The following is a 20,858-nucleotide window of genomic DNA, read 5'->3' as shown; positions in this document are numbered from 1 at the left end:
ATGGAAAAAATGAAGTATAGAATCTCATCACGTGCAACGATACTATTAGGGCGTGAAAGTGTTTCAAAAGTTGATGGAGCAATTATTGAATTAGTCAAGAATACGTATGATGCAGATGCAACGCTATGCTTTATTTGTTTTGATATGGAAAATGATTGTATTTATATTCTAGACAATGGTGTCGGTATGACAAAGGATATTATAGAAAATTGTTGGATGATGATTGGGACTGATAATAAAAGGGAAAATTACAAGTCTGTTAAAAACAGAATAAAATCGGGTGAAAAAGGAATAGGTAGATTTGCATTAGACCGGCTAGGAAGTCGCTGTGACATGTATACTAAAAATAGGGAAGAAAAATTAATTTTATGGAGAAATGATTGGACAAAATTTGAGGAACCTGGAAAAACAATTGATGAAATTGAAGCGGATTTCGAATATTTAGACGATTATTTCGAAAAAGTTATTCCTTATGATATTTTAAAAAATATTGAGAATATAAAAGAAACAAATTCTGATTTAAATATTAATCTTAATACAGGTACACTTTTGAAAATAAGTAATTTACGTGACATGTGGACTGCAAAAGACATTAATAATATATTTAATTCTTTAGGATTTCTAATTCCTCCAACCGAGCAAAAAGAATATATAATTTGCGCACAAAAATCTCTTTCAGACCCGTATTTTATAGTAGAAAATGAGGCATCGGAAGAATATGATTATAGATTATTTGCAGAATTTGATGGAGAAGTATTTAAAATTACTCTAAATAGAAATGAATTTGATTTAGATCAAATTCCTAAAAACCTTTTTAAGTTGGAGGAATTCCAAAAAGCTCCGTATAGATACGAAGACTTTGAGAATAAGAGTGTATATTATGAGTATACAATAGCAGAGCTTATGCGTAATAACGAAAAAGATTATTTGAATGCTATAAAAAAAATAGGGCCATTTAAATTTGACTATACTTTTATGAAATTAACAATGAGTGACGAAGATAAAAGGAAATTTTTCTATAAACAAATTAGTAAAAAAAGGCGAATTTGGCTTGAACAGCATAATGGTATTAAAATCTATAGAGATAATTTTTTAGTTAGGCCTTATGGCGATCCAAAATCAGAGGCATTTGATTGGTTAGGTATAGATGCTAGAAGAGCAAATAACCCAGCTGCAATATCTCATCCATCGGGGAATTGGCATGTCAGAAACCTTCAAGGACAAGGTACGTTATTTATTTCTAGAATTAATAATGACAGCATTTTAGATAAATCTAGTCGAGAAGGCATTATTGAAAATGAATATTTTAATATTTTTAAAGAGGTAATAAAAAATATTATTTCTGTTTTTGAAAAAGACAGAGCTTATATTGGACGATCAATAAAAAAGTATCAAGATATTATTAGTGAGAAAGAGATAACAAAACAAAGTGGGACGAAGATAGCGGTTCAAGTACTAAAAGAGAAGGAAAAAGAAAGAAAGAAAAAAGAGCGAGAAACCAAAGAAACTCTTGATAATAAAGGCAAAGTTGAACAAGTTAAAGAGATGGAACAAGTTGAAACTTTAGCGAAGACAGTGCAGTATTATAAAGAAGAAAGAGATGAATTGATTTCTGAAATTAAATTACTTCGAGAGTTATCAACAAATGGGCTTATAACTACTTCTATAGTACATGATTTAAAAAGTATAAATGCAATACTAGTTAGTAGAATAGATTCATTAAAATATGCATTCAGTAGTAATAATAATATATTAATTGAACGCTGTTTAGATGATTTGGAGAAAAATGACATTTTTCTCAAATCGTGGATAACAGTAATAATTAATCAAAAGAAGGATAAAAGACAACGGCGAAAAAAGAATATTTACGAAACGATTAAAAATCTTATCAGCTTATTGGAGCCCATTTTAAATCAAAAAAACATAAAAGTAAACATTCAAGATGATGGTAAAAAGGTTTTTAAAAAAATATTTATTTCTGATTTTGAAAGTATCATTTACAACCTGCTTATCAATTCTATAGAAGCTTTTGAAAAAATAAAAACAGAAGAGCGAATTATTAATATTAATATGAGAACAGATTCTAATTTTATTTTACATTATGAGGATAATGGTAGTGGCTTATCTGATGTATTTCAAAATCCTTATGAAATATTTAACTATGGAGTAACCAGTAAAAATGATATTAATGGAGAGCCTATAGGAACAGGGTTAGGAATGTATATTGTTGCATCAACACTCAGAGAATACAATGCAAAATATGAAATAACGAAATATACGTCAGGGTTTGGATTGAAACTACAATTCTCAATTTAGGAGGTTGAAGACTATGGAGAGTATATTTAGAATAGGGATAATTGATGATGATTCATCCAAAGTAACTCAAATAATGATAAAACTAATGCAAGGTTTTAATCGAGCAGCATCTGAAAAACAAGCAAAATACTCAATGTATCGATTGGAGCCTGTAGAATTAGAAATAAAAGATGAGATTGAAGAGATGGTGCAACAAGTAATAGACCAAGAACTTGATTGTGTCTTAGTAGATTATAAATTATCTTCCTATAAGAATGTGGATTATTCAGGCGTAGGTTTTGCAAAAGCGCTAGAAGAGTCATTATATGACTTTCCTACTTTTATATTAACTTCGTATGAAGATGATTTATTTTTTAACGAGATATTTAATGCGTATCAGGTATTCGATTTTAAAAGATATCTAGAAGAGGAATCAGAGAGAATTGAATTAAATTATAAAATTATTGAGCAGATATTAAAAAATACAAAACAAAAACAACAATGGGAAGAAGAAATAAAAGAACTATTACCATTAGCGGGAAAATCTCAAGAAATTGATTCTAAGCTACTGGATTTAGATGCAAAGTTGGAAAAGTCTATGAATGGCATAAATGCGTTACCCGATAAGATAAAAAGGGATTTAGATTCAAATAAATTAACTAAGCTATTAAATAAAATTGATACTATCTTAGAAAAGGAGTAAGAAAATTGGAAAGGATAAAAATAAAGCAGCCAGTAAGGACACATACAGGAGAAATTTGGCGTACAAATAAGTCGAACAAAAAGTACTTAGCTAAGGATTTTGATAATAAATGTGCTTATTGTGATGATTTAGATATTTATAGCGGTGGCTATAATGTTTATCATGTAGAGCATTTTGCTCCGAAAGAAAAATTTAAAGAACTTGAGTTTACATATGATAATTTGTTATATAGTTGTCCATATTGTAATATATCGAAATCCAATAAATGGATTGGGAGCTCACCAAAAGAAAATATTATTGGGAATAAGGGATTTATTGATCCTTGTACAGATGAATACTATAAACATCTTGAAAGAAATATGGAAGGGAAAATTATTTATAAAACTTTATTAGGAAAGTATATGTATGAAGAATTAAAACTATATCTTAAAAGGCATAAGATTTTCTATAATCTTGAAAAGATACGTATTAAAAAAAATTTATTAAAAGAAAAAATTGTTGAGAAAAAAAATAAAAATGAGGATTATGTAGAATTAGAAGAGTTTTATAAAGAATTATGCGTTGTTTTCTGTGAATATTATGATTTAATATTTGAAGAAGATTTCGAACTTATAAGCTAACACGCGTTAAAAATAGAGAACAACCTAAATAATGGGTTTCAAAAAAACTTATCAAACTTATATATAATGGTATTTCCTTGCTCCTCTTTTTTAACGAAGAGAGGATTCGAAGAAAACAAATTTTTATAAATAGAAAAAAATTCCAATTCCTTATTTTTACTTCATAATAACAAGAAAAACATCTATACCTCATAACCAATTATGAGGTATAGATGTTTTTCTATAAGGGGATTCTGCCTTTAGGCTTATACATGGAAGAAATGAACATTCAGTATGGTAGAATATGTTGGAATATGGCATAAAAATAGATAAAAAAACAAAAAATAAGTGTTAATATAGCTGCAAATTCAAGCAGTGGATGTTGGACTTGCCTGATGATGAATGGTGAGGATAAAATGCTAACCCAACTAATAAGTGAAGATAATACGGACTAGGCTTATTTACAATCATGGAAAAGCTTCTTACCGTCCATTAGAAATGATATTCGCAACCGGAACGTTATGCAGACATAGTCTGCAAACACTCCTTAGAACCGAAAACAAGTGAAATTTAGACCTGTTTTCCATACATGATTATGTTATGTTTGATTGTACAGAAAAAGGAGATTAAGTAGAAGGTAGAAGAATATTTTTAGAGTGTCTACTTTATACGCAATATGAAATGTATACGAGTTCTTATATCTGAAACAGAGATTGAGGCAGTATTGCAAGCCTGGTATGAAACAAATGGGATTCGAGTATATTGTGATGAATTAGAGCCAATACACCACGATTGTACAATAAACGAAGAAAAAACGACTTCCCTATTTCCTGTGTTTTTTTTGAAAATAGATATCTATTTAGGGAAGCAGCGGCTATTTCGTTGGATAAAAGAAAGATAGAGAATTACATAACAAAGCTTTTTCTTTTTCCCTCCTAATTATTCAAATGAGGTTACAAAACTAATCTGAAACAAATTACCCTTTGTTGTATCTAGATCTGATATAACATAAACAAGAGATGCTGAACGAATTGTACGTCAGTGGTTAGGGATGGGGATGTATCATAGAAAGAAGGAGGATCTGCATAAGCAAATTCTTATTAACCCTTTAATTCAATTCATTGAAAACGAACCACTATTTAAGGGAGATGAAAAAATAAGTACCAAACTTTTGTATACTGCAGATTTTACAAATAGACTGGCCAGGTTAATAAAATTAGAGGATCTGCTATTAGAAGAGACAAATTATATCTTTGCGAAAATACTTAAAGAATTAGTTAGCGAGACGTTTCTAATAGCATAATATATAAGTAATAGATATATTTAAAGAAAGTTTTTTTTACAATAAGAGTTTTCTTTATTTCAACAGCAAAAGGAATAGGTGATATAGATGAAAAAATGTATTATTTGCAGAAAAAATAGAGTGGAATTTTCAGATGAACATGTTATTCCAGATTCCATTAATGGCTATTATCATATTTATACAGTTTGTAAACCTTGCAATAGTAAGCTAGGTCAAAATATAGATGAGCCGCTTACTAATCATAAATTCATGGAATTTCAGCGTTATATTATGCGCATTCCAGGGAAAAAAGGTATAATGCCTCATCCTTTTGATGGAATAAATTATTTTAAAGGGGATGAAGATACAAAAGTAAAATTACAACAGGACAAGATGGGTAAAATAACACCATATATTCTTCCCGATATTCCTCGTAATAGTTTAGATAATAGTTTTTCAATTACGTTGGATAAAAAAGATGAAAAAAATATGGATAAAATAATTAATAAGATACTCCAACGAAATGGGATTCCTAAAGAGAACGTATCTATTGTTAGGAATGAAAACAAACTAATAGATAAGCCTATTGAAGTCAATTTAAGTATAGATACAAAAAAGTTTAAAATGGGATTATTGAAAATTGGATATGAATTTGCTACTGAAAACATTAAACATTATTTTTTAAAAGATGTAAAAGCAAGAACTATATCAAACCTTCTTTATAAAGCAGATTTTGATGGACTAGATAATCATAATCTATTTATTGGAAATGGATTACAAAAAGAAGTCATGATACCTTTTGAAAGTTTAATAAATCCTAAAGAAGATTTCCATTACTTAATTCTAACTAGTGTTAAAGATCTAGGATTGGTCTGTTTCATAAATCTGTTTAGCACTTTCTTTATTGGAATCCATCTTTCAAATAAAGAATATGATATACCCAATTCTATGATTATTGGTATTAATGATACTCACGAAAAGAAATTTAAGATAGTATGTCCGCTTGAAATTGTAGATACTTGTTATGTTGAAGCTCCACTTAGGTTTGTTTATGAGTTTAATAACCAATTCGAAGAATTAGACTTTTATAAAGCCGAAAAGGAAGGAAATATAAATTTATATATTCTAAACGGGCATATACCACTATTCTATAAGAATGGAGAAATCGCATATACAAACTGTGCTGACAAGCTAAAACAAAGACAATTAATAAAAAATGATTTAGGCAATTTCAAAAATTATATTATAACTAATCATATTCTAGATGAAGAGTTGTATGTTAAAATTTTACCTTCCGAAAAACTCTTCAAAGTAGCGGAAATAAATATTGAACTTGAAAGAATTAAGGATCATATTTAAATATAGTAAGAAAAATAAAAACACCTCCTTTCATTTATTTGAAAAGGGGTATTTTATTTTGGATTATAAAATTAAATTCATTTTAGTTACTATAGACAAACTCTTTTCACTCCTCATTAGATAACAAGCTTCTTCGGTATTTTAATTCGTTAGGAATATTCTTATTTAGTAAGCATTTATTCTCTAAGCAATTTTACCTGCATTTAATCCCATTTAAATACTCAACAGTGTCATCAAGTCTATCCATTGTAGCGTATATTTTATCCCACGACCGGTGTTCACCATCTTTTTTATTTATGGTTATATTTTGTTGCTCATTTACGTCATCTCTTAATATTTCAATAATTGTGGGATCAAGACTTATTTGAAATACTTCTTTTGTCATTTTAATCTCCATTCTCTAATTTTATTTTTAGTAGTTAATTATTCTTATTTATGATGTACGATTTTGTTTCTAGATACTGATAATATCTTTTTAAAGATATCTTAGTTTTGAATCCTAGTATGCTTACTAATGCGAATAATGAAAGTATTTCGCATTTGCTGTGCAGAAATACGCCTATCTAATTCTGTTCGTTTCACTTCAAGTCGAATCATCTTTTGTATAGCAACCTCAGACAAAGCCTTTGGTACATCATTTTCGTAAACCCATCGATAAGTACCTCGATTAAAATTAAATGCTATAAATAGGGGATTATTTGTGTATTGTCGAGGTCTTACGGGTTCTGGGATAGTCGAATAATATCTGTAAAGCTGCTGTGTATCTTCAGCTGTTAAGAAGACAGATCTAGTAACTCCGTTTTTACCTGGAACAATTAAAATGTTCCAGGCAAACTGTATATGGCTCATATTAAGCGATACAAGCTCTCGTAAAGACAAACCGTAGTTTACTATTAAATTAATTATACAAGCGTTTCTATCCATGATTAGAGGCCGATATTTAGCTTGTCTTTTTGTTAACCTATTTGTTGATAGAACAATTTGTTTTAAAAGTGTTTCTTCCAATTCGGTAATAAAATCATTGTCATTTAGTGACTGATCCGGAATTAAAGAGAGATGAATATCATCTAATGGACTAACTATGCCTAAAAACATGTGTAACCTCTTTAAAACTACCCATATCCTGTGCCTTGTTTTAAGAGAATATTCTCGTTTGTTTTCTAACACTGAGAAATAAGCTTGATAATCATCTGAGGATTTTTCATTCCATGATTTTATATGTAAAAGCAACTCATTTTGATTCAACCATCTATAAAAATCTTTTATGTCGTATGCATAACGTTGGATCGTAGACTGTTTAGACCTTTTTCTGTTAAATAAGCAGAAAATGCTTCTAATGTTTCTTCTAAACTTATTTTCTCTTGCATTATAATCACCTAATTTCTTTGGATATATTATAACAGAAAATAAGTGAAAGACCTGCTACTGTAACTTAAAAAAAGTCAAGGTATTTCTAAAAAAGACGCTCGAAATGGGGGATACAGGTAAATAAAGCTTTGCAATGTATTAATTAGAGTTTGTATTGTTTAAGTTTTGTTTGTATATAGTAAATTGTTCTTTCGTGTATTTATCATGTTTAACTTTGTATGTCGCTAAGTCTTCTAATGCCTCATAAAATTTAATCATTTCCCTCTGAATAAAAGGGTGATTAAATTTTTCGAAACGCCCTAAACTCTCGTATTGTTTTGCAATATGTTGAAAATCAGCAAGCGCTTTCTGCATTAAAACAATTTTCACTAACGTTTCTTTTGTTTCCTCAGGAAGAATGTCTTTTAAACTTATAATTAGATTGATCGATTTGTCAGTTTGGCCAATGACATATTGAATAGCGTCGCTCCAACAATTAAAGCTTTCTCTTTGTAAATTAATCAATTTACCATCACTAATATCATTTTTTGAATTATTTACTGCACCAGGGAATACAGGCAAGTTTTCGATTTGTTTTGGAACTGTAACACTAAAGTTCTTATCTGAATTTTGGTATGCAGTTACATTAGAATGATGGGCTAATTGATAGCTGAATTTATTACATACTTCCCATAAATCACTTAATTCTTGGTACATAACAGGGTTTATTTGTTTTTGGAATTTTAAGTTTGGAAGAATAGTGTATACGGCATAAAAAAGATATGCCGCTATATAGGAAAGAGTAAATGCTTGTAATAACATTCCCAAGTTATATAGAAATTCATATTTAGCTGGGAATGCCAAAAGAATTTGATGCATAAGTACCCACAAACAACAGCCCCACAAAATATAGTTAGCTAAAGATTTTTTCATTGTACACCTCTCGTCTAGAAATTTCTTAGTATATTATAACCTTTATATGAAAATTTAAAATTGTATTTTCCTGAATACTTATAAATTTTTAATTTGAAAGGAAATACTAAAATAAAATTAATTATTTTCTCTCATTTAGCATTAACTGTGATATTAACATAATAAAATAATCATAAGTGAATTCTGATCAAATTTTTTTAAAAAGGCCTTCCTTTTGTTTTTTATCAAATAAGATTTTGTAAAAAAATTCTAATTAAATTTTATTCTAAACAAAAAACTACCGCCCTTTGCTTTTTTGATATGTTGATTATTATTTATAAAACCAAATAAATAGGGCTATCATAATACTTCAAAAAGGCACTACAAAAACTAATCCCAAAGACTCCCTTTAAAAAATCCAATCTTGTTATAGGCATTCATTTCTATATAAGTTGTATTTTTTAATACAGCCATGTTTAATCCTTCCAATATAAATTGTTTATTAAAATGAAAAAAGGACAAACCTCATCCTGATAGGGATACTTAGGTTTGCCTTTTTTTATGTGGGTAATGATATGTTTAATTACCATTATTATAACGCAATTTACAAATATTTTCAATTAGGTCAGACATCTTATTAACAAGCACACTAGTAATATTAAAATCTATTATAAATATATATCTTATATATTAAAAAGAAATAAAGATAAAACTATTATAGGTTATCAAAAATAGGGGAAAGATCTACTCCCACAAGGGAAAATTTAATATTAGGACGTAAAAAATCATAAATAGTAGAAAATGTATCCGTAGATTTAAGGATTATTAGACTTTCAATTCTACAAAAAAGCAGAAAGGAAATACTATATTTCTACATGAAATCGGAAAGAATTTGATACCAATCACATTATATTTATTCAATCTTGTAAATAGAAGTTATTTTCTTTATTTTGGTAAATGCGTTGGTATTAATCCTCTAATTATCCACATTTTATTCAGATTAAGCTGCTATTTGTTAACATTACTCAGTATTTACACATAACTCACATTATTATTGATGATTTTTATTAGATATATTCAACGACACTAGTATTCTCAAGGATATTGGGAAAATATTATTCACATTTGATTATATTTGTCCTCATATCCACTGTTTTTATAATTTTCTTTCTGATTTTTTGTAGGTATTATGGGATAGGTTTTACTACATAAGAAGAATACTCCCTAGCGTTGTGTGGAGAATTATGTATAGGTAGAAGAGAATTTGTATAGAAGTGCATAAAAAAAGACTTCATTTTACATGAAGTCCTTCTGATTTGGTATTTATGAATAAAGTAGTAGAAAAGGATTGTTAATGAAACAAAAACGAATAGCCCTCTATTTTCGATTTTTTCAAAAATAGAGAGCTCGTTGCTATTATTTTATTTCCATTGCGGTTAGCACCTGACCTGGAGTTGTTATTGTTATACCAGCACGTACTAAATGTTCGAAGGTACGCATAAACTCTAGTAAATTAAACTGCTTTGGTAGCTCAATCACACGAAGTTTTTCTTGTGGCAGCTTATCAATAGCCTCGATAAACCATTCGCGCACATCACTTGGAATCGTGCGTTCTTTATGACCACGAACTTTTAGCTTTTCACGCATTTCAATTTCTAAAGCGATATATGCATGGAGATTCACACCTTGATCGTATGCATATTTTCTAAATAACGTTTCTTCCTGGTATTTTAGATAATTACGGTGATAAGACTCTTCCGTCACTGGTACAGCAAACTTCTGCTTCAGTAGTGCATGCACATTTTTAAACATCTTCTTAATGTTATGAAGAGAGTACATAGAGTAATGTAGACCAAAATTAAAGACAGCTTGCTCACGGTCACTATTTCTCTCTTTTGGTATATGTTGCGCAATAAGAGGGTAGATACCTTCTTTCGCTGCAGCATCAAGGATTTGATATTGAGATGTTTGATGTAATAGTTTTTTCAATGTATATACAATTTTTGTTGGATATCCTTCTTTTCTATCAATCATGTCACGAAGTCCGCGAATTACACTACGGATTTGACGATGACACGTATGCTTTAATACATGAATGAATTTATTCATGTCTGCAGACAGTTCACCGATATTCATCTCTTGTAGAACTGCTTCGATAAATTTCGCCTTACGAGCATAGGTAGTTTTTGGTGTAAATGGATCCCTATGTTGTTCTTCTCCAGCTTCTTTCGAACATAAGAAGTCTGAATGGATAGACAGATATAATGTCGTATATCGTTTTGTATGCTTTACCCCTTTTTGCATTTTGCAAATTTTGAACAGGGGATTCCCCGTACATGGTAATGCAGTAGTTAATTCTTCGATAACTGCACGGATCTGATGTGGATATTTTTTATGTAAGAAACGATACATCCCGCCAAAGTGAGTTTTGTTTCCTCTTTCGTCCTGCTTGTCCAAAGAACGCTTTAATGTTGTTTCCGTATGTTGTTGCATCGCAATGTCTAAGAATAGTTTCTTAGCTGCTACAGAGAGTTTAAAGAAAGCCTTTGTAAATACAACAGGACTAATATATACGTATGGATTTGCTTTTTCTGTTTCCTCATTTATAAAATGAGTGAGTTTAATTGTATAACGGCCATCTAGTCCGTTTTCAATGGAGATAATGTTATGTAAGTTTAATTTCTTTAATGCAATATAGAATTGAGAGTGTTGGATATAAGCAAATTCTTCTTTGTATTGCTTGTAATCTTCCCACATCATATGTATTGTTACATTTGGAATGACACCATTAGTAAAGCATTTCTTATGTAGATATAAGAAAACTTCGAGATCAGCATTCGTAATACCGTATAATTTATGTTTTCTTCCGGTTTTTTCTGCAAGTGCAGACATTGCGCGACGTGAAAAAGATGGCTTGGCTTTTTCGACAAAGCCTTCTACGTCAGCAATACGTTCTTCGTATGTCATGTGCTGCAGAATATCTTCTAAATATGTATCTTTATAGCTGTAGTACTTCTCTTCAAATGCTTCCACAAGTTTTTGCCAAGACTTTAGTGTTACTAAAACTGCGTTTGTTGTTTCACCATTTAAGCTACGTTGATTACGTATCACAAATGATTTCCCCATCTTTTTCACCTCCGTTCTACAAATTCAGAAATATATGTCAAAATACTATAAAATATACCAATTTTGATTATAGCAAAATGAAAAATGCTGAAACGTGCTCCTTTAAGAAGAAAAATAGCAACTTGCAACAGCTTATGAAGCTAGTCGTATCAAGGGTTAAGAGAATTTTTTATTTTTTTTTTGTGTTAAGGATACCGCAAACATGTTGCAAGTTTGATGATATGTATATGAATGAGCAGAAAAACACCTAAGCCCTTGATATATATAGGATTAGAGTAGAAATGGCAGGGGAGTTAGGGAAAGGATACCGCAAACGTGTTGCAAGTTGGTGAGGATAATTATTTAAAATAAATTACAATGATTATCCTTGATATAAAAGGATTTGTTGGTATTTATAGATTGAAAATAGGGGGAAGATACCGCAAACAGTGTTGCATCTTGGGTGAAAAATAAGGGAAAGAATACCGCAAACGTGTTGCAAGTTGAATGATACATAAAGAATTAAATAAAAAACCTTTAAAAGCTTGATATATATGGGGTTGGAGTGAAAAGTGGTAAGGAGTTAGGGAAAGGATACCGCAAACATGTTGCATTTTATGTATGTAACTTACTCAAAATATAAGAAAAGTGGCTTAAAAATTTTAAAATTACTAGGTTGAGAAATAAAATATACTGTTGCAAGTTGAATGAAATAGGGAAAGGATACCGCAAACGCGTTGCAAGTTGAATGAAATAGGTAAAAGAAAGAGCAACCTGTTGCAAGTTGAGGATGTAAGGAAAGCAAAGCGCAAAAGAAATGCAAGTAAAGAAGAATAGGTAAAAGAAAGAGCAACCTGTTGCAAGTTAAGGATGTAAGGAAAGTAAAGCGCAAAAGGAATGCAAGTAAAGAAGAATAGGTAAAAGAAAGAGCAACCTGTTGCAAGTTAAGGATGTAAGGAAAGCAAAGCGCAAAAGAAATGCAAGTAAAGAAGAATAGGTAAAAGAAAGAGTAACCTGTTGCAAGTTGAGGATGTAAGGAAAGCAAAGCGCAAAAGAAATGCAAGTAAAGAAGAATAGGTAAAAGAAAGAGCAACCTGTTGCAAGTTAAGGATGTAAGGAAAGTAAAGCGCAAAAGGAATGCAAGTAAAGAAGAATAGGTAAAAGAAAGAGCAACCTGTTGCAAGTTAAGGATGTAAGGAAAGTAAAGCGCAAAAGGAATGCAAGTAAAGAAGAATAGGTAAAAGAAAGAGTAACCTGTTGCAAGTTGAGGATGTAAGGAAAGCAAAGCGCAAAAAGAATGTAAGTAAAGAAGAATAGGTAAAAGAAAGAACAATTTGTTGCAAGTTAAGGGGTTAAGGAAAGCAAAGCGCAAAAAGAATGCAAGTAAAGAAGAATAGGTAAAAGAAAGAGCAATCTGTTGCAAGTTAAGTGGTTAAGGAAAGAAAGACGCAAAATCTTGTAAATATCTGTTACAATAAATTAAATATAATAGTAGTAAGAAACCTTATAATGAAAACTACTTTGTTGTGATCCATGGTTTAGGGAGGAATATAAAGTGGATAACTTAATACAAATGTTTCGGGATGCATTACTAATCTCTGAGCCAATTTATAAAACGAATGAGCTAGTATGGAAGAAGTGGAATGCATACTTTAAAGATGTTGAAAACAACAATAATAAAGTATTAACCTCACCCCATGCTTCTTCATCATTTACTGCATTAGTGTCTTGGTTAGAAAAAAAGCAAGAATCCGGTATTACATTAGTACAAATTTATGCGAAAATTGATTCCTATAAGGAAGAAATATATAAAGAAATTGAAGGATTTATAGAAAAAGAATTTCAAAATGTAGCACCTTCAAGTTCAAAAATATTAGAAAATGATCAAAATATAGATAAGACAAACGTAGTAAACCATGAGGATTATTATGAGGTAAATAACTCTGCTGTTTATTATAAGCTAAGAGATGGGATTGCAAAAAATCAATTTGAAGAAGATGAGTTAAGTAAGGTTTTACAATATCCTATTGATACAAAATCTTCTAATGGTGTAGCACAGCTTTCTTCACACAAAGATGAAGATTTAAGACTTACAAATATAGAAGAAGCTGCTCGATGGAATACCCTTGTCGATGATGTAATGAGTAATATGGATGATTTAACGGCAGATTGTTTAGATGCAATTACAATACAATGGATAAACGAAGCAAAATCTCCAGACGAATTCATTGATTTTTCTTATGAGCAAGTTTTAGAGATGTGCAACATTCCAAAAACGGTAGTGAAAAATAAAGAATACTATAGAGCGGAAGATAAAATTAAAATAGCAAAGAGAATTGCGGCTTTAGCAAGTATTTTTATCTATTTAAATGATGATAATGAAGTCGTAGTATTAAATGACCGTGAAGACGATGGGGAGCGACTAGAATTAAAGCGTGAGGTTGTTAAACGATTATTTGTATTAGATTCGGTTGTATTGTGGAGACATAGTGTTACAAATGAATATATGGGCATTGAATCTTGTCGTATTAAACCAGGTAGCTTTTTAACCAATTATTTATACGGATCAAATAATACAACGGCATTATTGTCTAAAAAAGCACTTGAATACAATAGTTATAGACACAAATATCATAAAAGGTTAATTCGATACTTAACATGGCAGTGGAGAATTAGACAAATGTATTCATCATTGAAAAAGCCATATTCTATAGGAGGGGATAAGGGATTACTATCAGTAATGGATATCCCAAAAGATTGGAAGCCAAATCGTATTAGAGAACAGTTAGAAAATGTTCTAATGGATTTAGAAAATGAAAAAGTAATCTCTCATTGGGAGTATAGTGATCCGCTTGATGAACAACAGATTGGAAAACGTAACTGGTTTAAAAATTATTATGCAAACTTAGGAATAACGATTTTACCACCTGAGGAAATGCTACTATCAATGGATAGGGTAATTGAAAAGAAAAGTATAGAAGAACCTCAAGAACAATTACCTGAAGTAACAGTTGTTAAAGAGGTAAAGAAGACTGTAGAATCAGTCGAACAAATAGAGAAGAAGATCCGTGACCAAATACTGAAGGTACACAATGAAAAAAAAGTAAGCATACGTGAAATAGCAGATGAAATTAGTATTTCTCCGTCTACATTATCTAGGTTTTGTAATTATAAAACAAAACGTTTATCTAAAAAGGCATTAGAAAAGCTAACGAAATGGTGTGAAAGACAAGAAATATTAGAGAAGATGTAACATGAGCTAAAAATCTCTATTAGAAAAAACACATACAATTTGTATGTGTTTTTTTCTAATAAAGAATAGTAACTACCTACTAAATATTAAAATTGTTATTAATATTGTTTTGTGAGAATGAATTCAATTAAGATATTAATTGAAAATATTAATTGGGAGGATGTTAGAGATGGAATTAAATAATTGGGATGGAATTAGTATTGAAAAAATTACAAATGTTAATATGGAAGAAATGGAGTTGTTATTACTAGCTGATCCTTCAATAGAAGTAGTTAATGGATACCTAAAAAAGGGAGAATGCTTTGTTTTAAAAAAAGATACGGTTACTGTAGGTATTATGATTTTAATTCCTACTTGCCCTGAAACAATTGAGATTATAAATATAGCAGTTTCCGAAAAAGAGCAAGGAAAAGGATATGGGAAATATTTACTTGAATTTGCTATAGACTATGCTAAAAAAGAAGAATATAAAACTATAGAAATAGGCACGGGAAATTCTAGTTTAATGCAATTAGGCCTTTATCAAAAATGTGGTTTTAGAATAACCAGTGTGGATAAGGATTTTTTCTTACGAAATTACAATGAAGAAATATATGAAAATGGTATTCAATGTATGGATATGATTAGGTTAACGCAAAATTTATAAAAATTATTGGTACATAAAAATCGCAACACCCATTAAATATGGAGAGTTGCGATTTTTTTTTGATGTAATGCTTCATTATGATTTGTGGATAGCATTAGTGAGTATATGTATTTAAGAATTATTACAAAATCAACAAGTGTTAATATATTTATCTGTTATGTCAACAATTTGAATATATTTCAAATTGTTTTTTATAATTCAGATAGATCTTTTTCCATTAATTTTAATGAAAAGTAAAAAACATAAAATTTATCCATTTTAGTTATGGTTAAATGTTCATTTAAACAACCAACAAATAGAATTTATTGGATGATTGTATGCGCGATTTTTTCTTTATTCAAGGATGAAAATTGTACTAAATGTAGATATAACAACTATTATGTTGTTTTAATGATATAAAAATATTTGGTTTTTAAAGAAAGAATTTTCGGAATAATAAATATTATTATATATTGAGAAAGTAAAAAAATAGAAAAATATCAATTGAATCCCAAAAAATAACGTGTGAATATTATAGATATAAATTACACCTTGATATTTCACATGAGTTTTTACAAATTTAGATGTTTATTAAATTAGGAGGATTGATAGTGCTAAAAATGTAGGTTGTTGCTAATTCAGTATTTTATATGCATCCATGGGATTTTAGAACGCACAGTTATTATTTGCTAGTATGCATTTTAATATCAAATCTTTTGGGGAAGTGATAAGTAATGGTCACAGTATTAAATAATGAAACTAAAAGTTTATTAGTTGAAAAAATTGCAAATAAAAATGCGTGTATTGGATATGTAGGCCTAGGTTATGTTGGACTACCATCGGCTCTTAAATGTTTAGAAGTAGGCTATGCGGTAAGAGGTTTTGATAAAAATTCAGCAAAAATAAGAAAACTAGAACGTGGAATAAGTTATATCAGTGATATTCAAGATACTGAAATCCAAGATGCTTTACATACAAATAGATTTTTTGTTAGTACAGAAATGAATGATATAAACGAATGTGATGTTGTAGTTATATGTGTTCCTACACCATTAGAAAGAACTAGTAAACAACCAGATTTAACATATATTCATTCAGCAGTTGATGAAATAGTTAAATACATTAAAAAAGGTACATTAATTGTCTTAGAAAGTACTACTTATCCAGGTACTACAAGAGAAGAAGTTTTCTACAAATTAGAACAGAAAACTAATTTTAAAATTGGTGTAGATATATTTGTAGCATACTCTCCAGAGCGAATCGATCCTGCAAATCAATCGTTTTCAATTCAAGATATTATAAAAATCGTAGGTGGAGTTACATCTAATTGTACCGATTGTGCAGCAGCTTTCTATAGTAACTTAATTAAGGATATTCATAAGGTAAGCAGTCCAGAAGTAGCAGAGACAGCTAAGTTATTAGAAAATACGTATCGTTTTATAAATATCGCTTTTATTAATGAAATGACACAAATTTGTAATGAGTTAAACATAAATATCTGGGAAGTAATTGATGCCTCAGGAACTAAGCCATTTGGATTTCAAAAATTCTATCCTGGCCCTGGCGTAGGAGGACACTGTATTCCGATTGATCCTATTTATTTTAAGTGGATTGCAAATAATAAGGATTTAGCAACAAAAATGATTGATGTGGCAAGAGAAATTAATGAAAACATGCCTAAGTACGTTCTTAATAGAGCACTACAGTTACTAGATGATAAAGATGGTAAGGATATTCTTATCGTTGGTGTTGCATATAAAAAGAATGTTAATGATGCTAGGGAATCGCCAGCTTTGGATATTATGAATGATTTAATGATAGAGGACTATAACGTGGATTATTACGATCCGTTTATAGAGGAACTCATTGTGGGCGATAACACATTGAAAAAATCTATAGATTTAAACCTAAGTCAATTAGACAAATACACTTTAATTATTGTTCATACGGATCATGATTGCATTAATTTTAAATTGCTTAATGAGGTAAATTGTTTAATTTTAGACACAAGAAACATATTTAAAGATGAATCAGTATATAAAAAAAATATTATAAGTTTGTAGGTGATTACATGGTAGAGTTTATTCCTTTTTATCGACCGGAAATCAATGATGAAGATATAGAGAGGGTAGTTTCTGCCCTTAAATCTGGATGGCTTTCAAAGGGGCCAAAAGTGATAGAGTTTGAAGAGAATTTAAAAGAATATCTGAATACTGAACATGTAGTAAGTTGTAATTCAGGGACTGCCGCATTACATTTAGCATTACTGTCTCTGGGAGTTGGATTAGAAGACGAAGTAATAGTTCCAAGTTTTACTTTTTGTTCAAGTGTAAACGTTATTATGCATGTAGGTGCAAAACCTGTATTTGTAGACATAGATGAAGAGAATTTATGCCTTGATCTTCAAGATGTTAAAAGAAAAATCACTAAAAAAACGAAAGCAATTATTGCAGTTCACTTTGCTGGATACCCGGCTAAATTAAAAGAACTTCAAAAATTATGTAAAGAATACGGACTGTTTTTGATAGAGGATGCAGCGCATGCATTAGGGACAAAATATGATAATACTTTAATTGGTACACATGGAGATGTTATTTGTTTCAGTTTTTATGCCACAAAAAATATAACAACAGGTGAAGGTGGAGCGTTAGTCACTAAAAATGAATCGATTGCTGAAAAAGCTAGATTATATGGTTGGCATGGTATCACCAAAAATGCATGGAATCGTTATGGTGAAGAAGGAAGCTGGCGTTATGATGTTCTATTACCTGGGTTTAAATATAACATGATGGATCTACAAGCTAGCTTGGGTATTAGTCAGTTAAAAAGAGCTGATGAAATGATTGAAAAACGGAAGAGAATAGCTGAAAGGTACCAAGAGGAATTAAAAGAGGTTCAAGAATATATAACGTTACCTAATTATACTAACGATCCAAGTGTAAAACACGCATGGCATTTATTTGTTATAAAAATTAATTCTAATTCTCCTGTTAGTAGAGATCAGGTAATTCAAGAAATGAAAAAGAGAAATATTGGGCTGAGTGTTCACTTTATTCCTGTTCATATGCATCCGTATTATGAAGAGAGATTTAACGTATATTTACCTAAAACGGAAGAGATATTTAATCAAATTATTTCATTACCACTGTATAGTGCTCTTACAGACAATGAAGTTGAACATATTATAACGTCTTTAAAAAGTCTATATCAATTAAAAATAGGGAGGTAAATATTTATGAAAATTGGGGTTATTGGTGGCAGCGGATTTATTGGTAAGCATGTTACAAAGGAGTTACTAGCAAGGGGGTATGAAGTAGTTATATTTGATAAATTTAAACCGAGTATTGATGTTCCTTTTAAGGAAATTGATATTTTAGATATTGCAACATTAAGAGAAAATCTTATTGATGTCGATGGGTTAATCCATTTAGCTGCATTAGTGGGTGTTGATAATTGCCGTTTAAATGAAGAAGATGTAGTGAGGGTGAACTTTGAAGGTACGAAAAATATTGTACAGGTTTGTAGCGAAAATGGTATAGAGAAATTATTGTTTTCTTCCAGTTCAGAGGTATATGGGGATGGCGTGAGTGTTCCGTTTAAAGAAAATGATATTAAAATGCCAAAATCAGCTTATGGAAAAGCTAAATTAATGTCCGAAGATTATTTGAAAGAATATGCTAGTGATAGTTTGAAAATCAGAGTGGTACGTTATTTTAATGTATACGGTTCACAACAAAATGATAACTTTGTAATTTCTAAGTTTTTAAAACAAGCTCATAGTGGTGAAGATATTACTATTTATGGAGATGGACAGCAAATTAGATGTTTTAGTTATATAAGTGATATTGTTAACGGAACTATACTAGCCTTTGAATATGAAGGAGAGAACTTTGCAGATTTTAATGTTGGCAATAACAAACCTATATCTATGGAAGAACTAGCAATAAAAATTAATGAATTAATGGGCAATAAAAGTAAAATTAAATTTCTTGATTTAGGTGAAGAGGGAGTCAGAAATTCTAGCATTGAAATCTTTAGAAGAATACCTTCAATAGAGAAAGCTAAATTATTTTTAAACTATCAACCAATTATTTCATTAGATAAAGGATTAGAGATAATAATAGGGGAGAAATATGGAAACACAGTATCTATATCCTAAGAATCCAAAGAAAATTAAGTATCCCATATATTCTTCTCTTTGGAGTTTATCTGATCATGTATTTTTTTTGAAAAGTGTATATAGACCTAATGATTCTAACCTTAAAAAAAGTCTTCAAGCTCTTTATCCGAATACAGAAATTATATTAACTAATAGCGGTACATCTGCATTAGTGGCGGGTTTAAAGTACCTAAAAGTAGCAAAGGGAGATGAAGTAATTCTATCAAACTTTAATTGTCCTAATGTGATAGAAGCAATATTAACGGTGGGCGCAAAACCTGTATTAATTGATTTAAACACTAATCATTCAATTTCTCTTAATAAAATAAAAAAACATTTGAATGCTAATACAAAGGCAATTATTCTTACGCACTTGTATGGATGTCATGACGATTTAGAAATTATTGACTGGGCTAGAGAAAATAATATATATATCATCGATGATGCTGCACAAGCAATGTTTTCTTATCAAAATGGAAAGCCAGTTGGTAGTTTAGGCGACATTGGTATTTTAAGTTTTGGGGGAACGAAACCAATCCCAAGTATAGGGGAGGAGCGTTACTTCTTAATCGTACAATAAGTGAATTGTGTGACATGGATGAAGAAAAGAAGGAAGAAGTGATTTTAGATTATAAGAATCATTTAAAAACACAATTAGGTATAAGAATAAAAAAGAGTAGAGTACTGAGTTTATTTACTAATTATTGGAGGAAATTAGAGATTCTGCCCTCTTATAATAATAGTAAGTTAGATTCTTTACCGGAGAAAACAGAAGTTATAAATCCAAAAAGAATGTCTATAGTACGTTCATTGTTAATTGATAAACACCTACAGAAAACAAAGAAGATTTTAGAAATGAATATATGTAACGCTAGTCTGTGTTATACAATGCTGCAGGAAATTGAAGAAAAGTATGGCGTTAAGATTATATTTTCAGCTCAGAACGTTTATTTGAACTATTTTACCATTATATTCAAAGAACCATCTGATAGGTATGAGTGTTCTGTACATTTAGCGGAAAAAGGTATACAAACTTGTTGGAACTATTTACCTCTGAGTGAAATCCCTATTTTTTCGAAGTACGCAACTGAGTCAGAAAATATAGATTTCTTATGGCCAAGGGTATTATCAATACCTTTTAAATATCCTTTAGTAGACAAGGATCTTAAGTATATATGTAGTCAAATTCTAAAATATTTAGAGAATAAGAATTAAAAGG

Annotated in this window: 12 protein-coding genes and 3 pseudogenes; 11 read left to right on the top strand and 4 right to left on the bottom strand. The window is 30.0% G+C overall.

Annotated elements, in window-relative coordinates; translation table 11 throughout:
- The 5 genes and pseudogenes from B9A45_RS31210 (at position 1) to B9A45_RS31190 (ending at position 6,238) form a co-directional block, all read left to right on the top strand.
- On the top strand, positions 1 to 2,316 hold the full coding sequence (locus tag B9A45_RS31210; protein WP_179135427.1) for an ATP-binding protein: 2,316 nt from the start codon (positions 1 to 3) through the stop codon (positions 2,314 to 2,316).
- A 13-nt stretch (positions 2,317 to 2,329) separates the two neighbouring features.
- The gene (locus B9A45_RS31205) at positions 2,330 to 2,998 is read left to right on the top strand and encodes a hypothetical protein (protein WP_084065929.1); all 669 of its coding nucleotides are present in this window, start codon (positions 2,330 to 2,332) and stop codon (positions 2,996 to 2,998) included.
- Between the two features lie 5 nt (positions 2,999 to 3,003).
- Positions 3,004 to 3,618, top strand: a complete 615-nt coding sequence (locus tag B9A45_RS31200) for an HNH endonuclease (protein WP_084065928.1) — start codon at positions 3,004 to 3,006, stop codon at positions 3,616 to 3,618.
- A 62-nt stretch (positions 3,619 to 3,680) separates the two neighbouring features.
- Positions 3,681 to 4,900 (top strand): annotated as a pseudogene (locus tag B9A45_RS33150) (phosphoadenosine phosphosulfate reductase); the annotation flags it as partial.
- An 87-nt stretch (positions 4,901 to 4,987) separates the two neighbouring features.
- Positions 4,988 to 6,238: an HNH endonuclease gene (locus tag B9A45_RS31190; RefSeq protein WP_084065927.1), complete on the top strand. Its 1,251-nt coding sequence runs from the start codon at positions 4,988 to 4,990 to the stop codon at positions 6,236 to 6,238.
- A 193-nt stretch (positions 6,239 to 6,431) separates the two neighbouring features.
- Here the strand turns inward: B9A45_RS31190 and B9A45_RS31185 are convergent, their stop codons facing one another.
- The 4 genes and pseudogenes from B9A45_RS31185 to B9A45_RS31165 form a co-directional block, all read right to left on the bottom strand.
- A complete protein-coding gene (locus B9A45_RS31185) occupies positions 6,432 to 6,623 on the bottom strand; it encodes a hypothetical protein (RefSeq protein WP_256891742.1) in 192 nt (63 codons plus the stop codon).
- 34 nt (positions 6,624 to 6,657) lie between these two features.
- Positions 6,658 to 7,605 (bottom strand): annotated as a pseudogene (locus B9A45_RS31180) (site-specific integrase).
- Between the two features lie 139 nt (positions 7,606 to 7,744).
- A complete protein-coding gene (locus tag B9A45_RS31175; protein ID WP_084065926.1) occupies positions 7,745 to 8,518 on the bottom strand; it encodes a hypothetical protein in 774 nt (257 codons plus the stop codon).
- 1,395 nt (positions 8,519 to 9,913) lie between these two features.
- Positions 9,914 to 11,623 (bottom strand): hypothetical protein, encoded by a 1,710-nt coding sequence (locus B9A45_RS31165; protein ID WP_084065925.1) that lies wholly within the window; start codon positions 11,621 to 11,623, stop codon positions 9,914 to 9,916.
- A gap of 1,534 nt (positions 11,624 to 13,157) precedes the next feature.
- Between B9A45_RS31165 and B9A45_RS31155 the strand changes: the two genes are divergently transcribed.
- From B9A45_RS31155 to B9A45_RS33325, 6 genes and pseudogenes are all read left to right on the top strand, one after another.
- Positions 13,158 to 14,855 (top strand): helix-turn-helix domain-containing protein, encoded by a 1,698-nt coding sequence (locus B9A45_RS31155; RefSeq protein ID WP_084065923.1) that lies wholly within the window; start codon positions 13,158 to 13,160, stop codon positions 14,853 to 14,855.
- Positions 14,856 to 15,024: 169 nt separating this feature from the next.
- Complete coding sequence (locus B9A45_RS31150; protein WP_084065922.1) at positions 15,025 to 15,501, top strand: GNAT family N-acetyltransferase; 477 nt, start codon at positions 15,025 to 15,027, stop codon at positions 15,499 to 15,501.
- A gap of 713 nt (positions 15,502 to 16,214) precedes the next feature.
- Positions 16,215 to 17,543: a nucleotide sugar dehydrogenase gene (locus B9A45_RS31145; protein ID WP_084065921.1), complete on the top strand. Its 1,329-nt coding sequence runs from the start codon at positions 16,215 to 16,217 to the stop codon at positions 17,541 to 17,543.
- An 8-nt stretch (positions 17,544 to 17,551) separates the two neighbouring features.
- Positions 17,552 to 18,709: a DegT/DnrJ/EryC1/StrS family aminotransferase gene (locus B9A45_RS31140; protein ID WP_000229114.1), complete on the top strand. Its 1,158-nt coding sequence runs from the start codon at positions 17,552 to 17,554 to the stop codon at positions 18,707 to 18,709.
- Positions 18,710 to 18,715: 6 nt separating this feature from the next.
- A complete protein-coding gene (locus B9A45_RS31135; RefSeq protein WP_084065920.1) occupies positions 18,716 to 19,639 on the top strand; it encodes an NAD-dependent epimerase/dehydratase family protein in 924 nt (307 codons plus the stop codon).
- A pseudogene (locus tag B9A45_RS33325) lies at positions 19,614 to 20,854 on the top strand (aminotransferase class V-fold PLP-dependent enzyme). The gene B9A45_RS31135 and the pseudogene B9A45_RS33325 overlap by 26 nt, the downstream one beginning before the upstream one ends.
- Positions 20,855 to 20,858: the final 4 nt, after the last annotated feature.

Source organism: Bacillus sp. JKS001846 (assembly GCF_900176455.1).
Lineage (GTDB): Bacteria > Bacillota > Bacilli > Bacillales > Bacillaceae_G > Bacillus_A > Bacillus_A cereus.
This window is presented reverse-complemented; position numbering and strand designations above follow the sequence as displayed.

Coding starts and splice junctions, on each gene's coding strand:
- B9A45_RS31205 (WP_084065929.1), top strand. CDS start 2,330: ATGGAGAGTATATTTAGAATAGGGATAATTGATGATGATTCATCCAAA.
- B9A45_RS31150 (WP_084065922.1), top strand. CDS start 15,025: ATGGAATTAAATAATTGGGATGGAATTAGTATTGAAAAAATTACAAAT.
- B9A45_RS31185 (WP_256891742.1), bottom strand. CDS start 6,623: ATGACAAAAGAAGTATTTCAAATAAGTCTTGATCCCACAATTATTGAA.
- B9A45_RS31135 (WP_084065920.1), top strand. CDS start 18,716: ATGAAAATTGGGGTTATTGGTGGCAGCGGATTTATTGGTAAGCATGTT.
- B9A45_RS31175 (WP_084065926.1), bottom strand. CDS start 8,518: ATGAAAAAATCTTTAGCTAACTATATTTTGTGGGGCTGTTGTTTGTGG.
- B9A45_RS31140 (WP_000229114.1), top strand. CDS start 17,552: ATGGTAGAGTTTATTCCTTTTTATCGACCGGAAATCAATGATGAAGAT.
- B9A45_RS31165 (WP_084065925.1), bottom strand. CDS start 11,623: ATGGGGAAATCATTTGTGATACGTAATCAACGTAGCTTAAATGGTGAA.
- B9A45_RS31190 (WP_084065927.1), top strand. CDS start 4,988: ATGAAAAAATGTATTATTTGCAGAAAAAATAGAGTGGAATTTTCAGAT.
- B9A45_RS31145 (WP_084065921.1), top strand. CDS start 16,215: ATGGTCACAGTATTAAATAATGAAACTAAAAGTTTATTAGTTGAAAAA.
- B9A45_RS31210 (WP_179135427.1), top strand. CDS start 1: ATGGAAAAAATGAAGTATAGAATCTCATCACGTGCAACGATACTATTA.